This is a genomic window from Streptomyces sp. NPDC107521 (genome assembly GCF_055598485.1).
Genome location: NZ_JBVKAT010000004.1, coordinates 151,122 through 174,986 on the forward strand (window position 1 = coordinate 151,122; position 23,865 = coordinate 174,986).

At 75.4% G+C, this 23,865-nt stretch carries 17 protein-coding genes, 1 pseudogene and 1 riboswitch; of the genes and pseudogenes, 10 read left to right on the forward strand and 8 right to left on the reverse strand.

Annotated elements, in window-relative coordinates; translation table 11 throughout:
• Nucleotides 1-80: 80 nt before the first annotated feature.
• From ACZ7LB_RS08595 to ACZ7LB_RS08605, 3 genes are all read right to left on the reverse strand, one after another.
• Nucleotides 81-1,577: a precorrin-2 C(20)-methyltransferase gene (locus ACZ7LB_RS08595; RefSeq protein WP_471466332.1), complete on the reverse strand. Its 1,497-nt coding sequence runs from the start codon at nucleotides 1,575-1,577 to the stop codon at nucleotides 81-83.
• Nucleotides 1,574-2,206 (reverse strand): precorrin-8X methylmutase, encoded by a 633-nt coding sequence (locus ACZ7LB_RS08600; RefSeq protein ID WP_471466333.1) that lies wholly within the window; start codon nucleotides 2,204-2,206, stop codon nucleotides 1,574-1,576. The genes ACZ7LB_RS08595 and ACZ7LB_RS08600 overlap by 4 nt, the downstream gene beginning before the upstream one ends.
• Nucleotides 2,207-2,465: 259 nt before the next feature.
• A complete protein-coding gene (locus tag ACZ7LB_RS08605; protein ID WP_471466620.1) occupies nucleotides 2,466-3,959 on the reverse strand; it encodes a cobalamin biosynthesis protein CobG in 1,494 nt (497 codons plus the stop codon).
• Between the two features lie 117 nt (nucleotides 3,960-4,076).
• A riboswitch (cobalamin riboswitch) is annotated at nucleotides 4,077-4,151 on the forward strand.
• A 52-nt stretch (nucleotides 4,152-4,203) separates the two neighbouring features.
• Here ACZ7LB_RS08605 and cobN point away from each other — a divergent pair.
• The 4 genes and pseudogenes from cobN to ACZ7LB_RS08625 all read left to right on the forward strand — a co-directional run bounded on the left by cobN (nucleotide 4,204) and on the right by ACZ7LB_RS08625 (nucleotide 10,260).
• The gene (cobN, locus tag ACZ7LB_RS08610) at nucleotides 4,204-7,830 is read left to right on the forward strand and encodes a cobaltochelatase subunit CobN (RefSeq protein ID WP_471466335.1); all 3,627 of its coding nucleotides are present in this window, start codon (nucleotides 4,204-4,206) and stop codon (nucleotides 7,828-7,830) included.
• 175 nt (nucleotides 7,831-8,005) lie between these two features.
• A complete protein-coding gene (locus ACZ7LB_RS08615; protein ID WP_471466337.1) occupies nucleotides 8,006-8,650 on the forward strand; it encodes a hypothetical protein in 645 nt (214 codons plus the stop codon).
• A gap of 406 nt (nucleotides 8,651-9,056) precedes the next feature.
• Nucleotides 9,057-9,716 (forward strand): hypothetical protein, encoded by a 660-nt coding sequence (locus ACZ7LB_RS08620; protein WP_471466339.1) that lies wholly within the window; start codon nucleotides 9,057-9,059, stop codon nucleotides 9,714-9,716.
• Between the two features lie 204 nt (nucleotides 9,717-9,920).
• A pseudogene (locus tag ACZ7LB_RS08625) lies at nucleotides 9,921-10,260 on the forward strand (YybH family protein).
• Between the two features lie 597 nt (nucleotides 10,261-10,857).
• On the opposite strand, the gene ACZ7LB_RS08630 reads toward ACZ7LB_RS08625, so the two are convergent.
• Both ACZ7LB_RS08630 and ACZ7LB_RS08635 read right to left on the reverse strand, forming a co-directional pair.
• A complete protein-coding gene (locus ACZ7LB_RS08630; RefSeq protein ID WP_471466341.1) occupies nucleotides 10,858-11,382 on the reverse strand; it encodes a hypothetical protein in 525 nt (174 codons plus the stop codon).
• A gap of 430 nt (nucleotides 11,383-11,812) precedes the next feature.
• Nucleotides 11,813-14,074 carry a SpoIIE family protein phosphatase gene (locus ACZ7LB_RS08635; protein WP_471466342.1) on the reverse strand — a complete coding sequence of 754 codons (2,262 nt, stop codon included), beginning with the start codon at nucleotides 14,072-14,074 and terminating at the stop codon, nucleotides 11,813-11,815.
• A 786-nt stretch (nucleotides 14,075-14,860) separates the two neighbouring features.
• On the opposite strand from ACZ7LB_RS08635, the gene ACZ7LB_RS08640 reads away from it, so the two are divergent.
• From ACZ7LB_RS08640 to ACZ7LB_RS08660, 5 genes are all read left to right on the forward strand, one after another.
• Complete coding sequence (locus ACZ7LB_RS08640) at nucleotides 14,861-15,724, forward strand: isocitrate lyase/PEP mutase family protein (protein WP_471466344.1); 864 nt, start codon at nucleotides 14,861-14,863, stop codon at nucleotides 15,722-15,724.
• Nucleotides 15,721-16,050 carry a hypothetical protein gene (locus ACZ7LB_RS08645; protein WP_471466345.1) on the forward strand — a complete coding sequence of 110 codons (330 nt, stop codon included), beginning with the start codon at nucleotides 15,721-15,723 and terminating at the stop codon, nucleotides 16,048-16,050. The genes ACZ7LB_RS08640 and ACZ7LB_RS08645 overlap by 4 nt, the downstream gene beginning before the upstream one ends.
• A complete protein-coding gene (locus ACZ7LB_RS08650; protein ID WP_471466347.1) occupies nucleotides 16,047-17,165 on the forward strand; it encodes a bile acid:sodium symporter family protein in 1,119 nt (372 codons plus the stop codon). The genes ACZ7LB_RS08645 and ACZ7LB_RS08650 overlap by 4 nt, the downstream gene beginning before the upstream one ends.
• A gap of 514 nt (nucleotides 17,166-17,679) precedes the next feature.
• The gene (locus tag ACZ7LB_RS08655; RefSeq protein ID WP_471466349.1) at nucleotides 17,680-18,246 is read left to right on the forward strand and encodes a DUF4291 domain-containing protein; all 567 of its coding nucleotides are present in this window, start codon (nucleotides 17,680-17,682) and stop codon (nucleotides 18,244-18,246) included.
• Nucleotides 18,247-18,534: 288 nt separating this feature from the next.
• The gene (locus tag ACZ7LB_RS08660) at nucleotides 18,535-19,449 is read left to right on the forward strand and encodes a HipA family kinase (RefSeq protein ID WP_471466622.1); all 915 of its coding nucleotides are present in this window, start codon (nucleotides 18,535-18,537) and stop codon (nucleotides 19,447-19,449) included.
• Nucleotides 19,450-19,547: 98 nt separating this feature from the next.
• Here ACZ7LB_RS08660 and aceB read toward each other — a convergent pair whose 3' ends face one another.
• Together aceB and ACZ7LB_RS08670 are read right to left on the reverse strand one after the other, a co-directional pair.
• Entirely contained in the window at nucleotides 19,548-21,170 is a 1,623-nt protein-coding gene (gene aceB / locus ACZ7LB_RS08665) for a malate synthase A (protein WP_471466351.1), read from the reverse strand.
• A gap of 379 nt (nucleotides 21,171-21,549) precedes the next feature.
• On the reverse strand, nucleotides 21,550-22,149 hold the full coding sequence (locus ACZ7LB_RS08670) for a nucleotidyltransferase family protein (RefSeq protein ID WP_471466353.1): 600 nt from the start codon (nucleotides 22,147-22,149) through the stop codon (nucleotides 21,550-21,552).
• Nucleotides 22,150-22,347: 198 nt separating this feature from the next.
• Between ACZ7LB_RS08670 and ACZ7LB_RS08675 the strand changes: the two genes are divergently transcribed.
• Nucleotides 22,348-22,662 (forward strand): DUF5955 family protein, encoded by a 315-nt coding sequence (locus tag ACZ7LB_RS08675; protein WP_471466354.1) that lies wholly within the window; start codon nucleotides 22,348-22,350, stop codon nucleotides 22,660-22,662.
• A 262-nt stretch (nucleotides 22,663-22,924) separates the two neighbouring features.
• Here ACZ7LB_RS08675 and allR read toward each other — a convergent pair whose 3' ends face one another.
• Nucleotides 22,925-23,728, reverse strand: a complete 804-nt coding sequence (allR, locus tag ACZ7LB_RS08680) for an allantoin degradation transcriptional regulator AllR (protein ID WP_471466356.1) — start codon at nucleotides 23,726-23,728, stop codon at nucleotides 22,925-22,927.
• Nucleotides 23,729-23,865 lie beyond the last annotated feature (137 nt).

The following is a 23,865-nucleotide window of genomic DNA, read 5'->3' on the forward strand; positions in this document are numbered from 1 at the left end:
GCCCGACGCACCGGCCCCGTATGCCGGCCCCGTGCACCGGTACCCGCTCCGGCCCCCGCGCTCCGGCCGGGCGTCGCGCCCTACTCCTCCGGATACCGCCGGGGCGTCCAGACGACCTCCTCGCCGTCGCCGCGCCGCACCACCCGGGTCCGGGAGGACCCCACCAGCAGGATGGTGCGCATGTCGACCTCGGCCGGGTCCAGTTCGCCCAGCCGCACGATCCGCACCCGCTCCCCGGCGCCGCCCACGTCCCGCGCGACCACGACCGGGGTCTCCGGCGAGCGGTGCTCCAGCAGCACTTCCCTGGCCCGGCCCACCTGCCAGGTCCGGCTCCGCGAACCGGGGTTGTACAGGGCCAGCACCAGATCCGCGGCGGCGGCGGCCCGCAGCCGTCCGGCGATCACCTCCCACGGCTTGAGCCGGTCGGAGAGGGAGATCGTCGCGTAGTCGTGGCCCAGCGGGGCGCCCGCGCGGGCGGCGGCGGCGTTGGCGGCCGTCACCCCCGGCAGCACCCGCACCGGGACCCCTGCGTACTCCGGCGCCGAGGCGGCCTCCAGCACGGCGGTCGCCATGGCGAAGACCCCGGGGTCGCCGCCCGAGACCACGGCCACCCGCCGCCCCCGCAGGGCGAGCCCGAGCGCGAACTCGGCACGTTCGGCCTCCACCCGGTTGTCCGTGCCGTGCCGGTGCTGTCCCGCCCGCACCGGCACCCGGTCCAGATAGGTGGTGTAGCCGACCAGGTCGTCGGCGCCGGCCAGCGCCCCCCGGGTCTCCGGGGTCAGCCAGAGCGGCCCGGCGGGCCCGGTGCCCACCACCAGGACCTCGCCGACAGCCCCCGGCTCCGGCACCGGCGGCTCCGCGCCCACCTGGCTGGGCAGCACCGCCACCGAGAAGTACGGCACCGACTCCGGTTCCACGTCCGCCAGCCCGGCCAGCCGCTCCCCGGCCATGGTGGCCCGCTCCACGTACCGGGCGCGGGCCAGCCGCCCCGAACCCTCCAGTGCCCGGCGGACCTTGGGGAAGGTGCGGCCCAGCTTCATCACCACCGCGGTGTCGGTGGCCGCCAGCCGGGCGGTCAGCTCCTCCTCGGGCAGCGTGCCCGGCAGGATCGTCAGCACCTCCTCGCCCTCCGCGAGCGGTGTGCCCAGCCGGGCCGCGGCGGCGGACACCGAGGTGACCCCGGGGATCACCTCGGTCTCGTACCGGTCCGCGAGCCGCTTGTGCATGTGCATGTAGGAGCCGTAGAACATCGGGTCGCCCTCGGCGAGGACGGCGACCGTGCGGCCCGCGTCCAGGTGCGCGGCGAGCCGGGCCGCGGCCTCGGCGTAGAAGTCGTCGATGACGCCCCGGTAGCCGCCGGGGTGGTCGGTCGCCTCGGTCGTGACCGGGTAGACGAGCCGTTCCTCGATGTGGTCGGCGCGCAGGTGCCGTTCCGCGATGGAGCGGGCGATGGACCGCCCGTGCCGGGCACTGTGGTATGCGACCACGTCGGCCGCCGCGATCACTTCGACGGCGCGCACGGTCATCAGGGACGGGTCGCCGGGGCCGAGCCCCACGCCGTACAGCTTGCCGCTCATTCTTCCTCGCTCGCGATGGCGTTGAGCGCGGCGGCGGCGATGGCGCTGCCGCCGCGCCGGCCCCGGACGATCAGGTGGTCCAGGCCCGAGGGGTGTCCGGCCAGGGCGTCCTTGGACTCGACCGCGCCGACGAAGCCGACGGGCACGCCGATGACGGCGGCCGGCCGGGGAGCCCCCTCCTCGATCATCTCCAGCAGCCGGAACAGCGCGGTCGGCGCGTTGCCGACGGCGACGACGGCGCCGTCCAGCCGGTCCCGCCACAGCTCCAGGGCGGCGGCGGTGCGGGTGGTGCCGAGCCGTTCCGCCAGGGCGGGCACGGAGGGGTCGCCCAGGGTGCACACCACCTCGTTGTCGGCGGGCAGCCGCTTGCGGGTCACCCCGCTGGCCACCATCCGCACGTCGCACAGGATCGGTGCCCCGGCGCGCAGGGCCGCGCGGGCCCGGGCCACCACACCGTCGGTGCAGGAGATGTCGCGGACGAGGTCGACCATGCCGCAGGCGTGGATCATCCGGACCGCGGCCGGACGGACGTCGGCGGGCAGCGCCGAGAGGTCCGCCTCCGCGCGGATCGTGGCGAAGGACCGGCGGTATATCGCCGCGCCGTCCTTCTCGTAGTCGTACGTGGTCACGGTGTCTTCTCGCTGCTCTCGGTCGTCTGACGGTCGGTGGGGTCGTCGTGCGGTCGCGGGGGTGCGGGCCGCCCGTGCCGCCGGGCACCGGGGGTGCGCGGGCTGACGGGGGCGTCGGCCGACGCCGGGGCGGGCCGGGGCGGGGGCCACGGGCGGCGCGTCGTGGTGCCGTGCGGGGCGCCGCCGTGCGGGTCGGCGGCCCGGTGGCGTAACGGGGCGGCGTGGGCGGCGGCGTGCCGCGGGCGTCGGGACGCGCCGGTCACGGGGCGAGGTCCGCCAGCGCGGCGGCGAGGCCGGAGGGGCCGGACAGGGGGACGGCGCGCGACGGCCCGTCCCCGGCGGCGGTCAGCAGATAGCCGCCGTCCGCAACGGCCACCACGTCCAGATGGGGGCCGCGCGGACGCCCGCACCGGCGCTCGCAGCCCGACCAGTACAGGGGGAGCGGCGGCCGGGCAGCCGGAACGCCGGGCGCCGGGACGTCGTGAGCCGGGACCTCCGGAGCCGGAGCGCCGGGAACGGGAGCGCCGGGAGTGAGGGCGTCCGGAGCCGGGCCCGAGGGAAGGGCGGTGCCCGGGGCCGGGCCCGCGAGAACGGGAGTGCCCGAGGCCGGAGTCGCGGTGTCGGAGGTGCCCGGGGCCGGGCCGTCGGGCCCGGGAGCCGGCCCGGTGAGGGCGCGGGCCGCGTCGTCGCGCACGTCCGCGTGCGACCGGGCGCATCCCGGCCGTCCGACGCACGCTCCCACCAGGGGCCAGGGCGAGGCGGGATCGGTGACCAGACCGGTGGCCGCGAGGTCCGCGAGCGCCGCCGCGCGCCCGGCCGCGTCCAGTCCGGCGGCGGGCACGACGACGCTCCGCCACGGCGTCAGCCGCAGTTCCCCGCTGGTGCCCCGGGTCGCCGCACGGATCAGCTCCCGCCACTGGACCGCCGTGATCCGGCCGAACCGGGCGTGCGCGCAGAGCGCCGCCCCGGCCGCCCCCGGCGCGGGCTCCGGCGCACGCCCCGTGGCCGCCGGCACCCGGGCCCAGGCGATGCCCGCGCCGGCCAGACGGTCCCCGACGGCGTCGAGCAGCGCCTCGGGGGCGGTGCCCAGTTCGGCCACCCGCCAGGCCCGCGCCCCCGCCGCCGCCAGGAACTCCTCGGCGGCCAGCAGCGCCGCGCGGGGCGCGTCGCCGGCGGCCATGCGCAGCGCCTCGCGGGACGCCCCCACACCCAGCAGCGCGGTGCCGCCCGCGGCGGCCCGCACCGTCACATCGGCGCCGAGCCCCGCGACATCGCCCCGCCCGTCGTCCAGCGCGAACAGGAACCGGCCGGACAGCTCCCGGGCCGCCGGGCTCGCGCAGAGCGCCGCGTCCAGCTCCGTCAGCCAGGGGCGCACCTCGCGCTCCCCGCCCCCGTCCAGGCCGGACAGCGGCGAGGCCACCACGTTGCGCACCCGCTCGTGACCGGGCGCGGGCAACAGCCCGGCCGCGTCCAGCAGTCCGGCCAGTTCCGGGCCGCGACCGGCGTCCAGACCTCGCACCTGCACATTGCCGCGCGAAGTGAGATGAAGATCTCCGTCGCCCCACCGTGCCGCCGTGGCCAGCGCTTCCGCCTGTGCCACGGTGACCACGCCGCCCGGGACCCGCACCCTGGCCAACGCGCCGTCGTCGGCGGTGTGCAGACGCAACGACCCCGGGCAGGCGTCGCCGCGGTCCCGGTGGACGGCCGCGACCTGGGGCGGAGGAGTGAGGGGGGTCGGCATGGCGGCGAGCATACCGACCGCCGATCCGGCCGGCTCCGCTGCCATTCCCCCGCCCCACGGACGGCGAAGGGCGCTTACTATGCTCCCTGGCGGGCCATCCAGCCCGCCATCGCCAGGACGGCGACATGGGAGGAAGCCCGGTGCGAATCCGGCGCGGTCCCGCCACTGTGAGTCCGGCCGACAGGCCGGGCGAGTCAGGAACTCCCGCCGTCTCCCACCGCCCGGGGCGAGGATCCCGAGGAAGGCCAGACGACGCATGCCGCAATTCCCCGGGGAGCGTTCCGAGACCCCCCGCGTCCTGCTCCTGTCGACGTCCGACACCGACCTGCTGAGCGCCCGCGCCGCCGACGGCCCCGTCGCCTACCGCTTCGCCAACCCCGCCCGCCTCCCGCTCGACGAGCTGCCCGCCCTCCTCGACGGCGTCGGCCTGGTCGTCGTCCGCCTCCTCGGCGGGCTGCGCGCCTGGGAGGAGGGGCTCGGCCTGCTCCTCGCCGACGGCCGCCCCGTCGTCGTCCTCAGCGGCGAACAGGCCCCCGACGCCCAGCTCATGGCCGCCTCCACGGTCCCCGTCGGCCTCGCCGCCGAGGCCCACGCCTACCTCGCCCACGGCGGCCCCGCCAACCTGGCCCAGCTCGCCCGCTTCCTCTCCGACACCGTCCTGCTCACCGGCCACGGCTTCGAGGCCCCCGCGCCCGCCCCCACCTGGGGCCCGCTGGAGCGCACCCCCGGCCCGGAGACCGACGGGCCCACCATCGCGGTGCTCTACTACCGCGCCCACCACATGAGCGGCAACACCGCCTTCGTGCACGCCCTGTGCGACGCCGTCGAGGCCGCGGGGGCCCGGGCCCTGCCGCTCCACGTGGCCTCGCTGCGCTCGCCCGAACCCGATCTGGTCGACGCGCTGCGCGAGGCCGACGCCATCGTCACCACCGTCCTCGCCGCCGGCGGCACCCGGCCCGCCGAGGCCTCCGCGGGCGGCGACGACGAGTCCTGGGACGCGGGCGCCCTCACCGCCCTGGACGTGCCGATCCTCCAGGCCCTGTGCCTCACCGGCTCCCGCGCCGACTGGCGCGACAACGACGAGGGCGTCTCCCCGCTCGACGCCGCCAGCCAGATCGCCGTCCCCGAGTTCGACGGCCGCCTCATCACCGTGCCGTTCTCCTTCAAGGAGATCGACGCCGACGGACTGCCCGTCTACGTCGCCGACCCCGAACGGGCCGCCCGCGTCGCCGGAACCGCCGTCCGCCACGCCCGGCTCCGGCACGTCCCGGCCGCCGACAAGCGGCTCGCCCTCGTGCTGTCCGCCTACCCCACCAAGCACTCCCGCATCGGCAACGCCGTCGGACTCGACACCCCCGCCAGCGCCGTCGCCCTGCTGCGGCGGCTGCTCGCCGAGGGCTACGACTTCGGGGACGCCGCGATACCCGGGCTGGAATCCGGCGACGGCGACGAACTGATCCGCGCGCTGATCGACGCGGGCGGCCACGACCAGGACTGGCTCACCGAGGAGCAGCTCGCCCGCAACCCGGTCCGCATCCCCGCCGCCGACTACCGACGCTGGTACGACGCCCTCCCCGCCACCCTGCGCGAGGCCGTCGAGCGGCACTGGGGGCCGCCGCCCGGCGAGATGTTCGTCGACCGCAGCCGCGACCCCGACGGCGACATCGTCCTGGCCGCCCTGCGCTTCGGGAACCTCCTCGTCCTCATCCAGCCGCCGCGCGGCTTCGGCGAGAACCCCATCGCCATCTACCACGACCCCGACCTGCCGCCCTCGCACCACTACCTCGCCGCCTACCGCTGGATCGCCGCCCCGCGCTCCGAGGGCGGCTTCGGCGCCGACGCGATGGTCCACCTGGGCAAGCACGGCAACCTGGAGTGGCTCCCCGGCAAGAACGCCGGGCTCTCCGCCGCCTGCGGCCCCGACGCGGCCCTCGGCGACCTGCCCCTCGTCTACCCCTTCCTGGTCAACGACCCCGGCGAGGGGACCCAGGCCAAGCGCCGCGTCCACGCCACGCTCGTCGACCACCTCGTCCCGCCCATGGCCCGGGCCGACTCCTACGGCGACATCGCGCGCCTGGAGCAACTCCTCGACGAGTACGCCCAGATCTCCGCCATGGACCCGGCCAAGCTGCCCGCCATCCGCGCCCAGATCTGGACCCTCATCCGGGCCGCCCGCCTCGACCACGACCTCGGCCTGGAGGACCGGCCCGACGACGACGGCTTCGACGACTTCCTGCTGCACGTCGACGGCTGGCTCTGCGAGGTCAAGGACGCCCAGATCCGCGACGGCCTGCACGTCCTCGGCAGCCCGCCCGAGGGCGCGGACCGCGTCAACCTCGTCCTCGCCGTCCTGCGCGCCCGCCAGATCTGGGGCGGCACCACCGCCCTGCCCGGCCTGCGCGAAGCGCTCGGCCTCGACGAGGCCCGCGCCACCCGTACCACCGCCGACGAGGCCGAGGCCCGTGCCCGCGCCCTCGTCCAGGCGATGGAGGACGCCGGCTGGGACCCGGCCGCCGTCCCCACCGGACAGGGTGAACAGGTGGCCGCCGTCCTGGAGTTCGCCGCCCGTGAGGTCGTCCCCCGGCTCGCCGGGACCACCGCCGAACTCGACCACACCGTGCACGCGCTGAACGGCGGCTTCGTCCCCGCCGGGCCCTCCGGCTCCCCGCTGCGCGGCCTGGTCAACGTGCTGCCGACCGGCCGCAACTTCTACTCCGTCGACCCCAAGGCCGTCCCCTCCCGGCTCGCCTGGGAGACCGGGCAGGCGCTCGCCGACTCCCTCCTGGAGCGCTACCGCGCCGACAACGGGGAGTGGCCCACCTCCGTCGGCCTGTCCCTGTGGGGCACCAGCGCCATGCGCACCGCGGGCGACGACGTGGCCGAGGCCCTCGCCCTGCTCGGCATCCGCCCCGTCTGGGACGACGCCTCCCGCCGCGTCACCGGCCTCGAACCCGTCCCGGCGGCCGAACTCGGCCGCCCCCGCATCGACGTCACCCTGCGCATCTCGGGCTTCTTCCGCGACGCCTTCCCGCACACCGTCGGCCTCCTCGACGACGCCGTGCGCATGGCGGCGGGTCTGGACGAACCCGACGAGGCCAACCACGTCCGCGCCCACGTCCGCGCCGACCTGGCCGAGCACGGCGACGAACGCCGGGCCACCACCCGCATCTTCGGCTCCCGCCCCGGCACCTACGGCGCCGGACTGCTCCAGCTCATCGACTCCCGCGACTGGCGCACCGACGCCGACCTCGCGGAGGTCTACACCGTGTGGGGCGGCTACGCCTACGGCCGCGAACTCGACGGCCGCCCGGCCCGCGCGGAGATGGAGACCGCCTACCGGCGCATCGCCGTCGCCGCCAAGAACACCGACACCCGCGAGCACGACATCGCGGACTCCGACGACTACTTCCAGTACCACGGCGGCATGGTCGCCACCGTCCGCGCCCTGCGCGGCACCGCCCCCGAGGCGTACATCGGTGACTCCACCCGCCCCGAGACCGTCCGCACCCGCACCCTGGTCGAGGAGACCTCCCGGGTCTTCCGCGCCCGGGTGGTCAACCCCAAGTGGATCGAGGCGATGCGCCGCCACGGCTACAAGGGCGCCTTCGAACTCGCCGCCACCGTGGACTACCTGTTCGGCTACGACGCCACCACCGGCGTGGTCGCCGACTGGATGTACGACAAGCTCACCGAAACGTACGTCCTCGACCCCACCAACCGCGAGTTCCTCCAGCAGGCCAACCCCTGGGCCCTGCACGGCATCGCCGAACGCCTCCTGGAGGCTGAGTCCCGGGGTCTCTGGCAGCACCCCGACCCCGCCCTCCTGGAGGCACTCCGCCAGGCGTACCTGGAGACCGAGGGCGACCTGGAGCAGCAGGACTGACCCCCGGGGGACCGGGAGGGGCGCTCCCGGTCCCCGGGGGCGCCCACGCCTCCGGTCCGGCCGTCACCCTGGCCCGGGGCCCCGCCGACGGCTCCGTGCCGTGAACACGGGCGGGCCCCGGTCCGGCGCGCGTCCGGTCCCGGACCCGACGGATCACGGCACACGAAGGGGCGGCATGGGCGGAAACCTGGCGGACACGGCCCGAGCGGCACTCACGGCGGCGCACCCCCACGGCGCGGCGCCGGACGGAGCCGTCCTCCCGCCACCGGGCGGCACCGCCCTCCCCGCGCCGGGCGGCGGCCGGGCCATCACCGTCGCCGACACCTGTGTGCGCGGTGCCCTCGGCTTCGCACTGCTCCTCCACCGGCGCGACGACGGCAGCTTCGCGGAGGAGCTGTACGCCTGCACCCGGGCCGGCACCGGGGAGTGGGAGCCCGCGGAACACCTCTCGGGAGGCGTCATGGGCATCGACCCGACCGCCGCCGGGGACCTCGACACCGTCCTCGGCGGCAGGACCCTGGCACCGTTCGGCGAGTCGGAGAGCGCCCTCCTCACCGGCCGGCCCGGGTCCGACGAGGGGTACGAACTCCTGCGCTTCCACACATTGCTCGTGGACGGGGCGGCCGGACTGCTGGAGATCGGGGACACCTCGCCCGGCGCCTCCTCCGGCCGCCCGGCCCGCAAGCCGCTGACCGGCAGGGTCGCCCTGCTCGCCCTCTTCCCCGGCGAACGGGTCACCGTGCGCGCGAGGCGCCCCGGGACGGACGGCGGACCCCTGGGCGAGCCGTACGAGCTGACCGGGGCCGAGGCCGGGGACTGAGGAGGGCCACCACGCCCCGCCGCCCCCGGGGGACGGGTGCCGTCCGGTCGGATTCCTTGGCCGTTGGGGCCGTTGGGGCCGTCGCGTCCGGCGCGTCCGGCGGGTCCGTCGGGTGGGAGGCCCCGGGCCCCGAACGCCGTGTCCGGCCGCCTCCCGGCCGCCGCGCGGGGGGTCCGGATCCGCTCCACCGGCGCGGCACACGGCCCCGGCAGCGGCCCTGGGCCTGGGCCTGGGCCTGGGGCTGCGGCTCCGGCACCGGTGGAGCGGGCTTGGGTCTGGGCGGCCTGACATTCAGCTCCGGTCCGGACCCCGGCTGCCGTACCGGCCCCGGCTGCCGTACCGGCCCGGGCTCCGGCCGCGGGTGCCGCCCGTTCCGATGTCAGTGACCGCCCGTACGGTCCTGCGTATGAGACAGGAACGCGCCCGGCGCTTCGACCCCCTGCCCGGACGGGTCGGCCATGTGGCCGGGGTCGAGTCGCTCACCCTCGACGGCCACCGCCACTACTTCGGCTTCGACCACGGGAACGACCTCGTGGTCTCCCCGCTGATCGACGATCCGGACGCGATGGCGGCGTTCGCGGCCGAGCATCTGCGGCAGACCGACGGCGGGCACGGCCCGGACCGCTGGGCGGAGCTGGTCGCCGCCTCGGCCGGGACGTCGGCGCTGGTACGGGAGGACGGGGAGCGGGAGTTCACCACCGAGGGCCTTCGCGCGGCTCCGCCGGCCCCCGGTGGACATCTCCTCTACCTGCTGGACGCGGCGGCCGGATGGGACGGTGACTCCCTCCCCCTGCCGCCGGACGCCGGGGAGGCGTGGGCGCGGCTGGGGCTCGACGAGGACGACCCCGCCGAGGGCGTCGACGCGTGCCTGCGGGCGGTCCTGGCGGACGGGGCGGACGGCCGCCCGGACGAATGGGCGGTCGTCCGCGGCCACCTCACGTCCGCGGTGCGGTGCCTGCCCGGTAACTGGGCACTGCTCTTCGCCCCGGTCGCGGAGGCCGTCGCCGGCCACGCCCGGGCCCTCGGCGGCCGGGCGCACACCAGGGGGCGTTGCGGTACCGGTTGATCAACTGACCGTCGTCCGGAGCTCGGTGAGGCACTCGGCCGGCGAGTCCCGGCCGGGCGTTCCGCTCGGACGACTCCTCGCCGACCGCCACCGGCTCGTCGGCGGTCAAGCCGCCCCGTCGGCTCCGCTGCAGCGCGAGGCCCGTCGCGATGAGGGGAATCGCCTCAACGCCCGCACAAGGTCAGCCGGGCGGTGGAGAACGGCTTGGCGTCGGCCGCCTTGCATGTCTCAGGACCCGCCGAGTCCGCTGGGGACGCGGCCAGGTTGCCGCGCTCCACGAAGAGGGGGCGGTGACGGCCTACCCGCCCGGCGGCCGGACGGCGGGCCGGGAGGCGATCCGTGCGCCGTCGGAGAAGGTGCTGGCCAACCGCCCCCGTTTGGATTCCGAGCCACCGTTGCCGACGCTGATCAGCGGGGACATCGCCCTCACCTCCACCCCGCCGAAGGACGGGCCGGGGCCCGGGCGCAGGTCGTCCGGCGCCAGCCTGATGGAAGCCGGCCGCGCCTGCTCGACCGGCCCGAGTTCGTCCCGCCCGTCCACTGATCCCCTCTTCCCCGCCGGGATCACCAACCCGGGCCCGACCGGGCTCCGCTGGAGTCCGGACGGCTTCCGGGCACGCCGGTTCATCCCGTCGGTCGGGCACTCGACCGCCCGGTCGGTCATCCGGTGGGGTTCGCCCTTGTGCCGCGGCTCCGGGAACAGGAAGTACGGCATCGGCACCTGCGACCGGTCCAGTCGGGTGAGTTCCGCCGCGCCTTCCCGAAGTACGCGTCGGCGTCGGCGGGTTCCGGGTCCCACGGGGGTTGGCCGAAGCGGGTTCCGATCCGCTCCGGGTGCCCGACGTCCCCGCGGAGCCGGCCGAGGGTCCCGCCAAGGCCCGGGCGAGAACGAACCCGGACGGCACGTCGATCTCGAACCGCTCCGGATCTTCCGCCGGCACGGGCGCCCGTGGCTCACGCAGGTCCCGTACGGCCGCCGGCCCCGCCGACCCGAGCCTCCTCGCCTCCAGTTGGACGGAGGATCGGTAGGACGGGGCGATTTCGTCTCAAGGATCGCGAGGTCCTGCCACGAGCCCGCAGGGCAGAAGGAGAAGGCACCTCCCCGGCCAGGGGGGCGGACTCGGTCGGGCTCGGGGGGAACTCACGGGATGTCGCGCACCGCCCCGTCGGATCGGGGAGGACGAGGCTCGTTCGGGTGGACTGCCAGGCGGCGGGCTTCGGCCGTGACCTCGGCATCGACCTGGTCCACGGTTCTGCCGCCGTATTCGAGGACGGAGTACTCGTCGTCGAGTTCGGCAAGCCGTTTCGTCAGGGGCAGCTCATGTCCGTAGCGCCGATGGATCCGGAACGTGAGCTCCGAAGGTGTCAGCTCACCGGCGAGCATGCGTCGTGCCAGGGCTGGCGCGGCGGCTTCCCGGCCGGTCCCGCCGCCGGCCGGATGGAAGGTGAGGCCGAGTTCGTCGAGTGCCGGGGGAAGCAGGTCGTGGACGTCGTAGTCCGCCTCGGAGCGCGTGCGGGCGGCGAGGATCCGGAGGCCGGGGGTGTCGAGTCCGGCCACGAGTGCGTCACAGGCGGCATCGACGACATCGCTCGCACTGATTTCGCCCACACTCCATAAGGCGGCGTGGTCCTGCAGAGCGATTGCTGCCGCTTCGGTCGACGTCACACGGCCATCATCGCCCCAGGGGCGCGTCCCGGTCGAGCAGGTTCATCAGAGCCGCTGTCCAGCAGCCCGGTACGGCAGCGCCCGTGCGGAGTCCGCGCGGCGCGTCGCTCTCCTCCCGTCGGGCCCGAACACCTCGACGAGAGGGAACCGCGGTCCTGCGCGATGCCATGCCCCGCTCCTCTTGGTCGAGGCCATGAACTTGGTGGAGGTCGGCGGGGACCCGGGGAGCGGCGGGCCGGCCTCGGCCGGTCCCTCCCGAGCCGGGGGGGGGAGCCGTGGGGCCCCGGCGGTTCGGTCCGTGGGCTTCGTCCGGCCCCGAAGGGCGGCACCCGGCCCCACAGCGGGAGGGCGGTCTCCGGGGCGGCGGGCGCGCGACAGCCGGGATGCCCGGGAGCCGGCCCGCCGGAACCATCGGGACCGGCGCCGGGGGCTACCGGGGCTCGGGCGGCGGGTCCGTCGCGGGCAGGGCCTGCTCGCACCAGATGGTCTTGCCCTCCCGGGCCTGGCGGGTGCCCCAGCGCTGGGTGAGCCGCGCGACCAGCATCAGTCCGCGCCCGCCCTCGTCGAGGGCGGCGGCCCGGCGCAGGTGCGGGGCGGTGCCGCTGGTGTCGGAGACCTCGCAGATGACCGTCCGGTCGTAGATGAGCCGCAGTTGGAGGGGAGGCAGCCCGTACCGGATGGCGTTGGTGATCAGCTCGCTCACCACCAGCTCGGTCACGAAGCCGATCTCGTCCAGGCCCCACGCGGCCAGCCTGCGGGCGATGCGGGCCCGCACCCGGGCCACCTCGGCCGGGTCGGCGCCGATGTCCCAGGTGGCGACCCGCGCCCGGTCCAGGCTGTGCGGACGCACCAGCAGCAGCGCGGCGTCGTCGGCCGGGGGCTCCGGCAGCAGCGTCCCGACCACGTCGTCGCACAGGGTCTCCAGCGACTCGCGGGGCTGCTCGGCCAGGGTCCGGCGCAGCTCCTCCGTCCCCGCGTCCAGGTCCCGGCTGCGGGACTCCACCAGGCCGTCGGTGTAGAAGGCGAGCAGACCGCCCTCCGGCACGTCCACCTCCGCCGTCTCGAACGGCACGCCCCCGACGCCGAGCGGCGGCCCGACGGGCACGTCGAGGAGACCGGTGTGGCCGTCCGGGGAGACGAGGACGGGCGCCGGATGCCCGGCGCAGGCCAGGGCGCACCGCCCCGCCACCGGGTCGTACACCGCGTACAGGCAGGTGGCCCCGAGGGCGGCCTCGCCCTCCAGCCCCAGGCGGTCGTCGGCGTCCGTGTCCGACTCCGACGGCGGGCGGCTGACCAGGTCGTCCAGCCGGGTGAGCAACTCCTCGGGGGTCGGGTCGACGTCGGCCAGGGTGCGCACCGCCGTACGCAGCCTGCCCATCGTGGCGGCGGCGTGGATGCCGTGTCCGACCACGTCCCCGACCACCAGCGCGACCCGGGCGCCGGAGAGCGCGATCACGTCGAACCAGTCGCCGCCCACGCCGGCGCGCGGCGTCGCGGGGAGGTACCGGGAGGCGGCCGACACCGCCGACTGCTCGGGCAGCCGCTGCGGCAGCAGACTGCTCTGCAGGGTGCGGGCGATCTCGTACTGGCTCTCCAGCGCGGCGGCCTTCTCGACGCTCGCGGAGGCCAGTTGGGCGAGCTGGACGAGGATCGCCTCGTCGTCGGCCGTGAACTCGCCGCCGTCCTCCTTGTCGGAGAGCTGGATCAGCCCCAGGTTGCGCCCGTCGGAGGTGATCAGCGGCACGGCCAGCCAGCCGCGCATCGGGGGGTGGCGGCTGGCGTACTCCCCGAAGCCGCGCCAGGCCGGGTGGGCCTCCAGCTCGTCCTGGGTCATCCGCATCGGCCGGTTCTCCCGGCACACCAGGACGTAGATCCCCTCGCCGACCGGGGGCGCGTCGAACGAGCGGTACGCGGCGTACTTGTCCGACAGGGAGACCGCGTTGATCGCCTGGCCCCAGCGGAGGTCCGTGGTCATGCTGGTGATCGACTGGTGGGTGCCCACCAGCCTCCTGGCCTCCTCGGTGACCGTCTGGAGGGCGTGCTCCAGCGAGGGCGTGGCGTTGATCCGCAGACTGGCCCGGGCCAGGTCCCGCAACTGCTGGGACCGCTGGCGCTCGACGGCCGCGGTGGCCGCGGTCCGCGCGTGCAGCCGGTCGCTCTCGGCCGCGTCCAGGCGCAGTCCGATCTCGCTCATGACCGACTCGCCCAACTGCTCCAGCGCGTGCCGCTGCCCCGGGTCCCAGGGCCGCGGCCCGGTGTCGAGGACGCACAGCGCGCCCACGGGCAGGCCGCCGAGGAGCAGGGGCACCCCCAGGTAGGCGCGCATGCCGGTGTCGGCGACCGCGCCGTCGGACCCGCGCCCGGGGTCGTCCCGGAGGTCGTCGATGACCAGCGGCCCGCCCGACGCCACCACCTCGGAGCAGAAGGCCCAGTCGAGCCCGCGCTGCTCGCCGCTCCGCGGTACGGCCGCGCCGGTCCCGCCCCGGACGAACTGCCGGTCGACCCCGGCCAGGCTGATCAGCGCCATGCCGGTGCCCAGCAGCCGGGCGGCCAGTTCCGCGGAGCGGGTGAAGGCGGTGCCGGTCCGGTCGTCGATCGCGCGGACGGCTTCCACCGCGGCCAGCCGTGAGGGACCGTGCAGCACCGTGGCAGGGCTCGGCGCGACGCCCTTCACCCCACGGAACTCCGTCATGATCCCTCCGTGCCTGCCTCGGGAGCGCGCCCCGTCTCCGGGCTCTCCGTCCCGTGCGGGCTCCCCGCCCCGGGGCGGGACCTCCGCCCCACCGGGCCACAGGGGGTCCTTGGGCCGGGACCGCCGCGCCGTTTGGAGACCTCGCGTACGGGGATGCCGCCCGCGCTCCACGACTCACGGCGATGTCGGCGCGTCCCTCACGGGCGGTCGCTTTCGCCTCGGTTTCCAAGCTACGCCCGATGGCTCCGGCGGCAAACCGCGCGGGGAGCGCGGCCGGAGGGCCCGCGAGGTCGCGGCTGCCGGGGGCGACCCGGTGGGCAAGGGCCGGGTGGGACGGGGCGGCCCGTTTCGGAGAGGCGGGGGCGGCCCCCGCCCCGGGTCCGGGAGAGCGACACCTCCCGGGACCGGAAGGGCGCCGAATTCCGGTCCTGAAAGACGACCGGCCCGTCATCGGATCACCGGACAAGCGAAAAGAGTACCGCAGCGGTTGAATTAAGGATTATGGGCCGACAGGGGGACATGGGTGAACCCGGAATTCGAAGCGAATTCCTCGCCGGAGTCAAGAGAGTTCTTCTTGTGGGTAAGCGACGGGGAAAGATATCGTTCATGTCGAAGAACGGGAGGCCCCGAGGGGTCCTTCCCTCCTCTTTTCGGAGAAGTCACCAAGAATGGTGATCGTTTCTCCGATGATTCCCCCGCGTGCTCCGCAGGGGGAATCCGTTCCCCCGCCCGCGCGACTTCCCCCTCGCGCACGAGGCACCCGACACCACCCACGGAGAATCCGCCATGACCCATGGAAACGCGCTGCGCCGGACGATCGGCGCACCCGGGACGACACCGCTCATCGGCATCTACGACATGTACTCCGCGTCCGTCGCGGCCCGGCACTACGACGGCTTCTTCGTCTCCGGGTTCGGGTTCGCCGCGTCCTACTACGGACTCCCCGACATCGGGTTCATCGCGTGGCCCGACATGGTGGCCTTCGTGGAGCGGCTGCGCGGCGCCTTTCCCCGCCACCACCTGCTGGTGGACATCGACGACGGATACGTCGACCACGAGGTCGCCTGCCACGTGGTGCAGCGCCTGGAGCGGATCGGCGCCTCCGGAGTGATCCTGGAGGACCAGAAGCGGCCCCGCAGGTGCGGCCACGAGGACGGCAAGCAGGTCCTCCCGCTCGACGAGTACCTGACGAAACTGGAACGCGTCCTGGCCAGCCGGACCGACCTGGTCGTGGTGGCCCGCACGGACGCGACGCAGGAGGAGGACATCCTCCGGCGCGCGAGGGCCCTGGCCGAGACCGACGCGGACGTGGTCCTGGTCGACGGGGTGCGCAGCGTGGAGTGGATCGAACGGATCCGCGGGGTCGTCGGTGACAAGCCGCTGCTGTTCAACCAGATCGCCGGGGGCAAATCCCCCCGCCTGTCCCTCACGGAACTGGCGGACCTCGGCGTGGACGTGGCGATCTACAGCACGCCCTGCCTGTTCGCCGCGCACCGGGCGATGGACACGGCCCTGGCCGATCTGCGGTTCGCCGACGGGCGGCTGCCGGAAACCGCGGGCACCGGCGGCATCGGCGTCCGCGAGTCGACCGACCTGCTCGCCCTGAACATCGGCCGCCACCACGAGGCGCGAGAGGCCGCCACCGCATGACGCGGCACACGTCCCCGGCCGGGACGCCCCCGGCCCGCGCCCTCCGCGGACCCCACCCCGCCGGGCCCGGGGCCCGCCGCAGGTCCGTCGCCGCCGCACTGGTGCTGGCCGCGGCGGTCCTGGCCGCCGCGCCGCCCGCCGCGGCCGGGGACCTGACACTGATCGACAACTCCGAGGCCGACTCCTGGCTGGAGATCGACCGGACGGCGAACCTCAACCTCGGCAGCGGGACCTCGGGGAGCGACCACGACGGCAGCGCGGTGGACCTCATGGACACCCTGATCAACCCCGACCGCACGGACGACGACTCCGAGGACGGCGGGTGACCGGCCCCCGCCCGCCGCACACCGGCGACCCCCCTCACCGGCCCGCTCCCCCCGGACCGGGACCGGCGGCCCCGCCACCGGCGAAGCCCCGGCGCCGCCCGGGACTCCCGGCCTTCGTCGACCCCTATGTGGCGGCCCTCGTCGCCACCGTCGCCCTGGCGGCCCTGCTCCCCGCCACCGGCGCGGCGCAGGCTGCCACGCGGACCGCCTCCGAGGCCGCCATCGCCCTCCTCTTCCTCCTCTACGGCGTGCGGCTCTCCACCCGGGAGACCCTGGCGGGCCTGCGCCGCGTCCGGCTCCACGCCCTGATCCTGCTCTCCACCTTCGTCCTCTTCCCCCTGCTCGGCCTGGCGGCCCTCCGCCTGGCACCCGGGCTGCTGAGCCCCCAACTCGCCGCCGGACTCCTGTTCCTGTGCGTCGTCCCCTCCACGGTCCAGTCGTCCGTGGCACTGACCGCCGCCGCCGGGGGCGACATCGCGGCCGCCATCTGCGCCGGCACCTACTCCAGCCTCGTCGGACTCGCCGCCACCCCGCTGCTCGCCGCCTGGCTGATCGGCCAGGGGACCGGCCTCTCCGCCGACGGGGTCCTCCGCATCGCCGGACAGCTCCTCGCCCCGTTCGTCCTCGGCCAGTTGCTGCGCCCCCGGCTGGGAGCGTTCGCCGCCCGCAACAGGCGCGCGCTGGGGTTCCTGGACCGCGGCTCCATCCTCCTGGTCGTCTACGCCGCGTTCAGCGCGGGCATGGAGCAGGGCATCTGGAGCCGGGTCACCCCCGGCCGGCTGCTCGGGCTGCTCGCCGTCCTCGCCGTGCTGCTCGCGGTGGCGCTGGCCGGGACGCACGCCGCCGCCCGGCTCGCCCGGCTGGACGGCCCGGCACGGACCGCCGCGGTGTTCTGCGGATCGCAGAAGAGCCTGGCGAACGGACTCCCCATGGCAGCGGTCCTGTTCGGCGGGCGGGCCGCGCTGGCCGTACTCCCCCTGATGCTCTACCACCAGATGCAGCTCATGGTCTGCGCGGCACTCGCGGGCCGCTGGTCCCGCACGGCCGCCGGGGAACCCGGCCCCGGGGCCGCCCCGGCCACGCCCCCCGCGCCCACGGGAGGCCGGGTGTACTGATCACGAGCCCCGCCGGCGCCGGTCGGGCTCGATCAGGACACGGGGAGATCCGGCAGAGGCACGACGGGCGGTGCCGGAACCGCTGTCGCCGAAGGGCAGGAGGCCCGGGCGGGCGGTCCCCGACGCGGGCCGGGCGGCGATCGGTGGACTGCCTACGGTTCCGGTTCCGGCCGCGGGTCCGGTTCCGCGTCCGCACCGGCGTCCCGTGCTGCGATCTCCCCGCCGGGTACGTGCCGCGGGCCGGGTGCACGACCTGTCCCCGCGGTGGGCAGCGGGACGGCACCCGGCCTCGGATCGCCACCGCGCTCCGGGCCCGGCCCGACACGGGGGAGCTGATCGCCCGGGATCCCGGCGCCGACTCCGCGGTGGGCCGGGCCCGCCGGCACACCGCCGGGCTGAGGAAGAAGGGGGGAGCCGCAGAAGCGGCCGCCGGGCAGCGCGTGCGCACGGGCCCCGGGGCGACGGGGCGAAATCGGCTCGCCGCGCCGGCGGACCGGATGGCAGGGTGCGGCACATGACGCCCCAGCACCGGATTCGCGCCGACCACGACGCTCGCACGATCGTGGTCTACCAGGCGTACTCGCCTGCCATCGCCGACGCGGCACTGCGGGCGGGCCGCTTCGTCGCGCCGTTCTCGTTCCACCGGATGACGTGGATCAAGCCGTCGTTCATGTGGCTGATGCACCGCAGCAACTGGGCGCGCAAGCCCGGCCAGGAACGTGTTCTCGCGGTGCGGATCACCCGGGAGGGCTGGGAGGAGGCCCTGTCCCGGGCCGTGCTGACGACCGCCGACCCGGCGGCGGTGGCCCGGGCGGCCGTGCACGTCCAGTGGGACCCGGAGCGCTCGCCGCGAGGAGCGGCACTGAACCACTACAGCATCCAGGTCGGCATCGGCCGCCACCTGATCCGCACGTTCACCGACGACTGGATCGTCGGCCTCACCGACCTCACCCCCCGGATCCGCAAGGCCGCGACCCTGATACAGGCCGGGCACGCCACCAAGGCCCAGCGGCTGTTTCCTCCGGAGCGCGCCTACCCGCTGCCCCGGACCCTGGAAGACGCCGTTTCCCCGGGTGGATGACGGCGGACCGGTGCGGGCCCGCCCACGGCCGCCGAAGTCCCTGCCGGCCACCGCGCTCGGCACCGCCGCCGGGTTCCCGCGCCCGTCCGGCGGACGAGGACGGTCCGGCGGACGAGGACCGGCCCCTCGCCCCTCCGCTCCTCGGGCCTCCCTCCCCGCCCGGGCGATCACCCCCGGTTACCATGGACCACTCCGTGCGGGAGGCGGGCGGCGAGGGGCGCGGCACCGGCGACGGGCCGCCGCCCGCGGCAGTGGCCCGCCGGGCTGAAGAGATGGGTGGCCTGGGAAGTGCTGGAAGAGGTCGTAGCGACCCGTTACGTCACGCCCCTGCGGTCGGGCGGTTCGGTCCCCGCGGTCGTCGAGGCGGACGACCTCGGGATGTACGTCGTCAAGTTCACCGGCTCCGCCCAGGGCCGCAAGGCGCTGGTGGCGGAGGTGATCGTCGGGGAGCTGGCGCGGGCGCTCGGGCTGCGGGTGCCCCGGCTGGTGCTGGCGCACTTCGATCCTGCGCTCGGCGCGCACGAGCCGCACCAGGAGGTGCGGGAGCTGCTCGACGCGAGCGCGGGGCTCAACCTCGGCATGGACTACCTCTCGGGCGCCGCCGACTTCACCCCCGAGGTCGCCGGGACCTTTCCCGTGGACCCCGCCGAGGCGGGCCGGATCGTCTGGCTGGACGCCCTCACGGCCAACGTCGACCGCACCGTGCACAGCTCGAACCTGATGGTCTGGCCCACCCGGGGCACCGTCGCCCCGCTGCTGTGGCTCATCGACCACGGCGCGGCCCTCGTCTTCCACCACCGCTGGGACACCTCGGCCCCGGAGAAGGCGTACGACTTCCGGCACCACGCCCTCGGCCACTTCGCCCCCGACGTGCGGGCCGCCGACGCGGAACTGGCGCCGAAGGTGACCGAGGAACTGCTGCGGGACGTGGCCGGACGGGTGCCCGACGGCTGGTTCACCCTGGAGGCGGGCTTCGACACCCCCGGCCGGGTCCGCGACGCCTACGTCCGCTATCTGCACGCGCGGGTGCGGGCCTCCGGGGCCTGGCTGCCCACCGACTTCCCGAGCCGCGAACAGGTCGCCGCCGAGAACGCCGCCCGCGCGGCCCGCACCCGGCGGGGCCGTCCCGACTGGCTCAAGCAGGTCCCCGACCTGCACGGCAAACCGGCCGCCGAGCAGGACTGGTCGGCCCACCTGGGCTGACGGCGCCCGCCGGACGGCCGGGAGGGAGCCCGGAAGGGCGGCCCGGCGGGGCGAGGACGGGCGGAGGGGCCCCGGCGGTTGCCGGGGCCCCGCGCCGCTCAGCCCCTGAGCCGCTCGTACGCCGGCAGGGTCAGGAAGTCGGCGTAGTCCTCGTCGAGGGCGACCGTCAGCAGCAGGTCGTGGGCCCGCTGCCAGTCCCCGGCGGTGAACGCCTCGTCCCCGGTCTCCGCGCGGATGGCGGCCAGCTCCCGGGCGGCGATCTCGCGGACCATCCCGGCCGTGGCGGGCTCACCGGTGTCGAGGACGACACCCGCGTTGACCCACTGCCAGATCTGGGAGCGGGAGATCTCGGCCGTGGCCGCGTCCTCCATCAGGTTGAAGATGGCCACCGCGCCCATGCCGCGCAGCCACGCCTCGATGTAACGGATGCCGACCTGCACGGCGTTGACCAGCCCCGGGTACGTCGGGACGGCGTCCAGGGAGTCGACGGCGAGCAGGTCGGCGGCCTTCACGTCGACGTCCTCGCGGAGCCGGTCCTTCTGGTGGGGCCGGTCGCCGAGGACCTTGTCGAAGGACTCCATGGCGATCGGGACGAGGTCGGGGTGCGCGACCCAGGAGCCGTCGAAGCCGTCCCCGGCCTCGCGGTCCTTGTCGGCCCGGACCTTCTCGAAGGCCACCTTGTTGACCTCGGGGTCCCGGCGGGACGGGATGAACGCCGCCATGCCGCCGATCGCGTGGGCGCCGCGCTTGTGGCAGGTGCGGACGAGGAGTTCGGTGTACGCCCGCATGAACGGGGCCGTCATGGTGACCGCGTTGCGGTCCGGCAGGACGAACTTGGCGCCGCCGTCACGGAAGTTCTTGATGATGGAGAACAGGTAGTCCCAGCGGCCCGCGTTCAGCCCCGAGGCGTGGTCGCGCAGTTCGTAGAGGATCTCGTCCATCTCGTACGCGGCCGTGATCGTCTCGATCAGGACGGTCGCGCGGACGGTGCCCTGCGGGATGCCCAGGTGGTCCTGCGCGAAGACGAACACGTCGTTCCAGAGACGGGCCTCCAGGTGGGACTCCGTCTTCGGGAGGTAGAAGTACGGGCCCTTGCCCAGCTCCAGCAGGCGCTTGGCGTTGTGGAAGAAGTACAGGCCGAAGTCGACCAGGGCGCCGGGGACGGGGCGTCCGTCGGCCGTCAGGTGCCGCTCGTCCAGGTGCCAGCCGCGCGGGCGCATCACGGCGGTGGCCAGCTCGTCGTCGGGCCGCAGGGCGTACGACTTGCCGGTGCGCCCGTCGGTGAAGTCGATGGTCCGGTTGAAGGCGGCCGTCATGTTGAGCTGGCCGAGGACGACGTTCTCCCAGGTCGGGGCCGAGGCGTCCTCGAAGTCGGCGAGCCAGATCCGGGCGCCCGAGTTCAGCGCGTTGACGGTCATCTTGCGGTCGGTGGGGCCGGTGATCTCGACCCGGCGGTCCTCCAGCGCGGGCGGGGCGGGAGCCACCCGCCAGGAGTCGTCGGCGCGGATCGCGGCGGTCTCCGGGAGGAAGTCGAGCGTTCCGGCGCGGGCGATCTCGGCGCGGCGCTCCACGCGGCGGGCCAGCAGTTCGTCGCGGCGGGGCGTGAACCGCCGGTGCAGTTCGGCCACGAAGGCGAGCGCGGCGTCGGTCAGGACCTCGTCCTGCCCGGGCAGGGGCTCGGCGTCGACGATGGCCAGCGGGGAGGGCGCTGGTGCGGACATGAGCGGTCACTTCCTTCAGCGGTGGCACCGGGTGCCGACGGGACATATCGGTGGAAGGTGCCCGGCGGACGGCCGGGCGCTTCTGGTTAATGGATAATAGTTTCCTCATCGTGGAACTTCAATGTCGGGGCGGTGCCGGGATTGCCCGCGTCGGCGCACGGCGGAGCGCGACGGAACGCGGGCGGTGCCCCGCGTTCCGCCGTGCGGCATGCCTCCCGCCGGACGGTGGCGCCCCCGGGTGCGACGACATCCCCGCCCGGCGGCGCCCCCTCCCGCCCGGCGGCGCCCGTCCCCGCCCGGCGGTGGTCTCCTCTTCCGGTGGCGGACGCGCCCGCCCGGACGGCTACCGCCCGCCCGCCGGTTCCCGCCGCGTCCTTCCTCAGTCCAGGCGCTCCAGATCGGCCTCCGTGTCGATGTCGAACGGCCGGGCCACGTCCCCGCACTCCACGAGGGCGACCCCCGCCCCGCGCGCCCGCAGATAGGCGCGCGCCCCCCGGTCCCCGGTGGCGGTCGCCGCCACCCCCGCCCAGTGGTCCGCGCCCAGCAGGACGGGATGCCCGCGCCGCCCGGCGTACGCCGCCGCGGCGAGCGTCGTCCGGTCCCGGTGGGCGGCGAGCACCCGGGCCATCGCCTCCGCGCCGATGCCCGGCTGGTCCACCAGGGCGACCAGCGCCCCCTCCGCCCCCGTTCCGGCCAGCGAGGCGAGCCCGGCGCGCAGCGAGGAGCCCATGCCCCGCTCCCAGCCGGGGTTGTCCACGAGGACGTGTCCGTCGAGCGCCGCCCGCGCCCTCACCTCCTCGGCGTGCGCCCCCAGGACGATGTGCACGCGGGCGCATCCCGCCCCGCGCAGCGCGTCGGCGGCGTGCTCGACGAGGGGGCGCCCGTGGTGCCGGAGCAGGGCCTTCGATCGTCCGCCGAGCCGGCGCCCGCCCCCGGCGGCGAGGAGCAGTCCGGCCACCCGGCCAGTGGTCTCGTTCATGGCTCCTGCATACCTGAGCGCCCGTCAAGCGCCCGGCGTACGCCGGGACACGAGGGACTGAATTTCGGTCCCCATGGTGGCGCCCCTGGCACTGAGTGGCGTTTACTTGCCCGCACCTCCGGGTGCCCGACCAGCTACCGAAGGTGCTCAGCACGTTCACCACTTAGGGGCGCACGACGGAGTGCGATGGGGAGGGCTGTGTTGCGGAGCTTGGGGCAGAGACATGTGGCGCTCGGTGACGAGGACGTGAGGGTGGCCGCGCTGCGCGGTGCCGTGGCGCGGTTGCGCAGACGGCTCGCGGTGCATCCGGCCGAGTTCTCGGACCGGGCCATCGCCGAGGAGGAACTGGCGGACCTGGCCGCGCTGACGGCGCGCGGAGTACCGGACGTACGGCTGCTGCACCGCTCGTTGCTGCTGGTGGCCGGGGCGATCGGCTCCGTCAGCGCGCTGTCGTCGGAGCTGACGGAGGTGCGTCTCGCGGTGGAGCTGTTCGAGGGGCCGCCGGGGCGGTGAGCCGCGGGCGCGGCGCGCCCCGGCCGACGCGGTGCCGCGGGGGGCGGCGCGCGTCCGGGCGGTGGTGTGCGCCGTGTGCGCGGGGCGCCCCGGGCGGCCCGGGAGACGGTGGAAACGGGTGCGCGTCCCCGCAGGGGGCGCGCACCGTCGTGTGGGGCGCGCGCCGTCCCGGGCGGGTGCGGGTCCGCGCGGCGGGCGCCCCCGCCCCGACGCCTTCCGGTCCCGGCGGGTCCCGGTCCCGGCGGCTTCCGGTGGCGCGGCCTCAGAGCGCCGGGTTCCCCTGGGAGTTCAGCAGGGACTCCGACAGTTCCTCCGCCACCTGCTGGAGCAGCGGCACGATCCGGTCGGTCGCGGTCTCGGTGACCCGTCCCGCCGGACCGGAGATCGAGATGGCGGCGGCGGTGGGGGAGTTGGGCACGGGGACGGCCAGGCAGCGCACCCCGATCTCCTGCTCGTTGTCGTCGATGGCGTACCCCTGGCGGCGCACGTCCTCCAGGGCCGCGAGGAAGCCGTCCGGAGTGGTGATCGTCTTCTCGGTCGCGGCCGGCATGCCGGTGCGGTGCAGCAGGGCGCGCACCTCGTCCGCCGGGAAGTCCGCGAGCAGGGCCTTGCCGACGCCGGTGGAGTGCGGCAGGACGCGCCGCCCGACCTCGGTGAACATCCGCATCGAGTGCTTGGACGGCACCTGGGCCACATAGACGATCTCGTCGCCGTCGAGCAGGGCCATGTTCGCCGTCTCGCCCGTCTCCTCCACCAGCCGTGCCAGATGGGGGCGCGCCCAGGTGCCGAGCAGCCGGGAGGCGGACTCCCCGAGCCGGATCAGGCGCGGACCGAGCGCGTACCGCCGGTTCGGCTGCTGGCGCACGTATCCGCAGGCCACCAGGGTGCGCATCAGCCGGTGGATCGTGGGCAGCGGCAGGCCGCTGCTGGCGGACAGCTCACTGAGGCCGACCTCGCCGCCCGCGTCCGCCATCCGTTCGAGCAGGTCGAAGGCGCGCTCCAGGGACTGGACGCCGCCTGTGGCGGACCTGGCGGAGTCGGTGCTGCTGGCCCTGGACGTCGGCACGGCGCGTTCCTTTCGAGGCTGGCGGGAAGGCTGAGCCTACCCGCGGCCGGTCGACCCCCCGCTCACGCAGGGGCGCTTCTGCTTCCCGAAAGCATAATTCCGCTCTGAGGAAATGACTACCGAGGCGGCGTCGGCTC

What these genes read in the sequence shown, in the direction of transcription:
- ACZ7LB_RS08645 (WP_471466345.1), top strand. Translation starts at nt 15,721, where the DNA reads ATGACGCGGCACACGTCCCCGGCCGGGACGCCCCCGGCCCGCGCCCTC.
- aceB (WP_471466351.1), bottom strand. Translation starts at nt 21,170, where the DNA reads ATGTCCGCACCAGCGCCCTCCCCGCTGGCCATCGTCGACGCCGAGCCC.
- ACZ7LB_RS08595 (WP_471466332.1), bottom strand. Translation starts at nt 1,577, where the DNA reads ATGAGCGGCAAGCTGTACGGCGTGGGGCTCGGCCCCGGCGACCCGTCC.
- ACZ7LB_RS08620 (WP_471466339.1), top strand. Translation starts at nt 9,057, where the DNA reads ATGAGACAGGAACGCGCCCGGCGCTTCGACCCCCTGCCCGGACGGGTC.
- ACZ7LB_RS08670 (WP_471466353.1), bottom strand. Translation starts at nt 22,149, where the DNA reads ATGAACGAGACCACTGGCCGGGTGGCCGGACTGCTCCTCGCCGCCGGG.
- ACZ7LB_RS08640 (WP_471466344.1), top strand. Translation starts at nt 14,861, where the DNA reads ATGACCCATGGAAACGCGCTGCGCCGGACGATCGGCGCACCCGGGACG.
- ACZ7LB_RS08605 (WP_471466620.1), bottom strand. Translation starts at nt 3,959, where the DNA reads ATGCTCGCCGCCATGCCGACCCCCCTCACTCCTCCGCCCCAGGTCGCG.
- ACZ7LB_RS08635 (WP_471466342.1), bottom strand. Translation starts at nt 14,074, where the DNA reads ATGACGGAGTTCCGTGGGGTGAAGGGCGTCGCGCCGAGCCCTGCCACG.
- cobN (WP_471466335.1), top strand. Translation starts at nt 4,204, where the DNA reads ATGCCGCAATTCCCCGGGGAGCGTTCCGAGACCCCCCGCGTCCTGCTC.
- ACZ7LB_RS08655 (WP_471466349.1), top strand. Translation starts at nt 17,680, where the DNA reads ATGACGCCCCAGCACCGGATTCGCGCCGACCACGACGCTCGCACGATC.
- ACZ7LB_RS08615 (WP_471466337.1), top strand. Translation starts at nt 8,006, where the DNA reads ATGGGCGGAAACCTGGCGGACACGGCCCGAGCGGCACTCACGGCGGCG.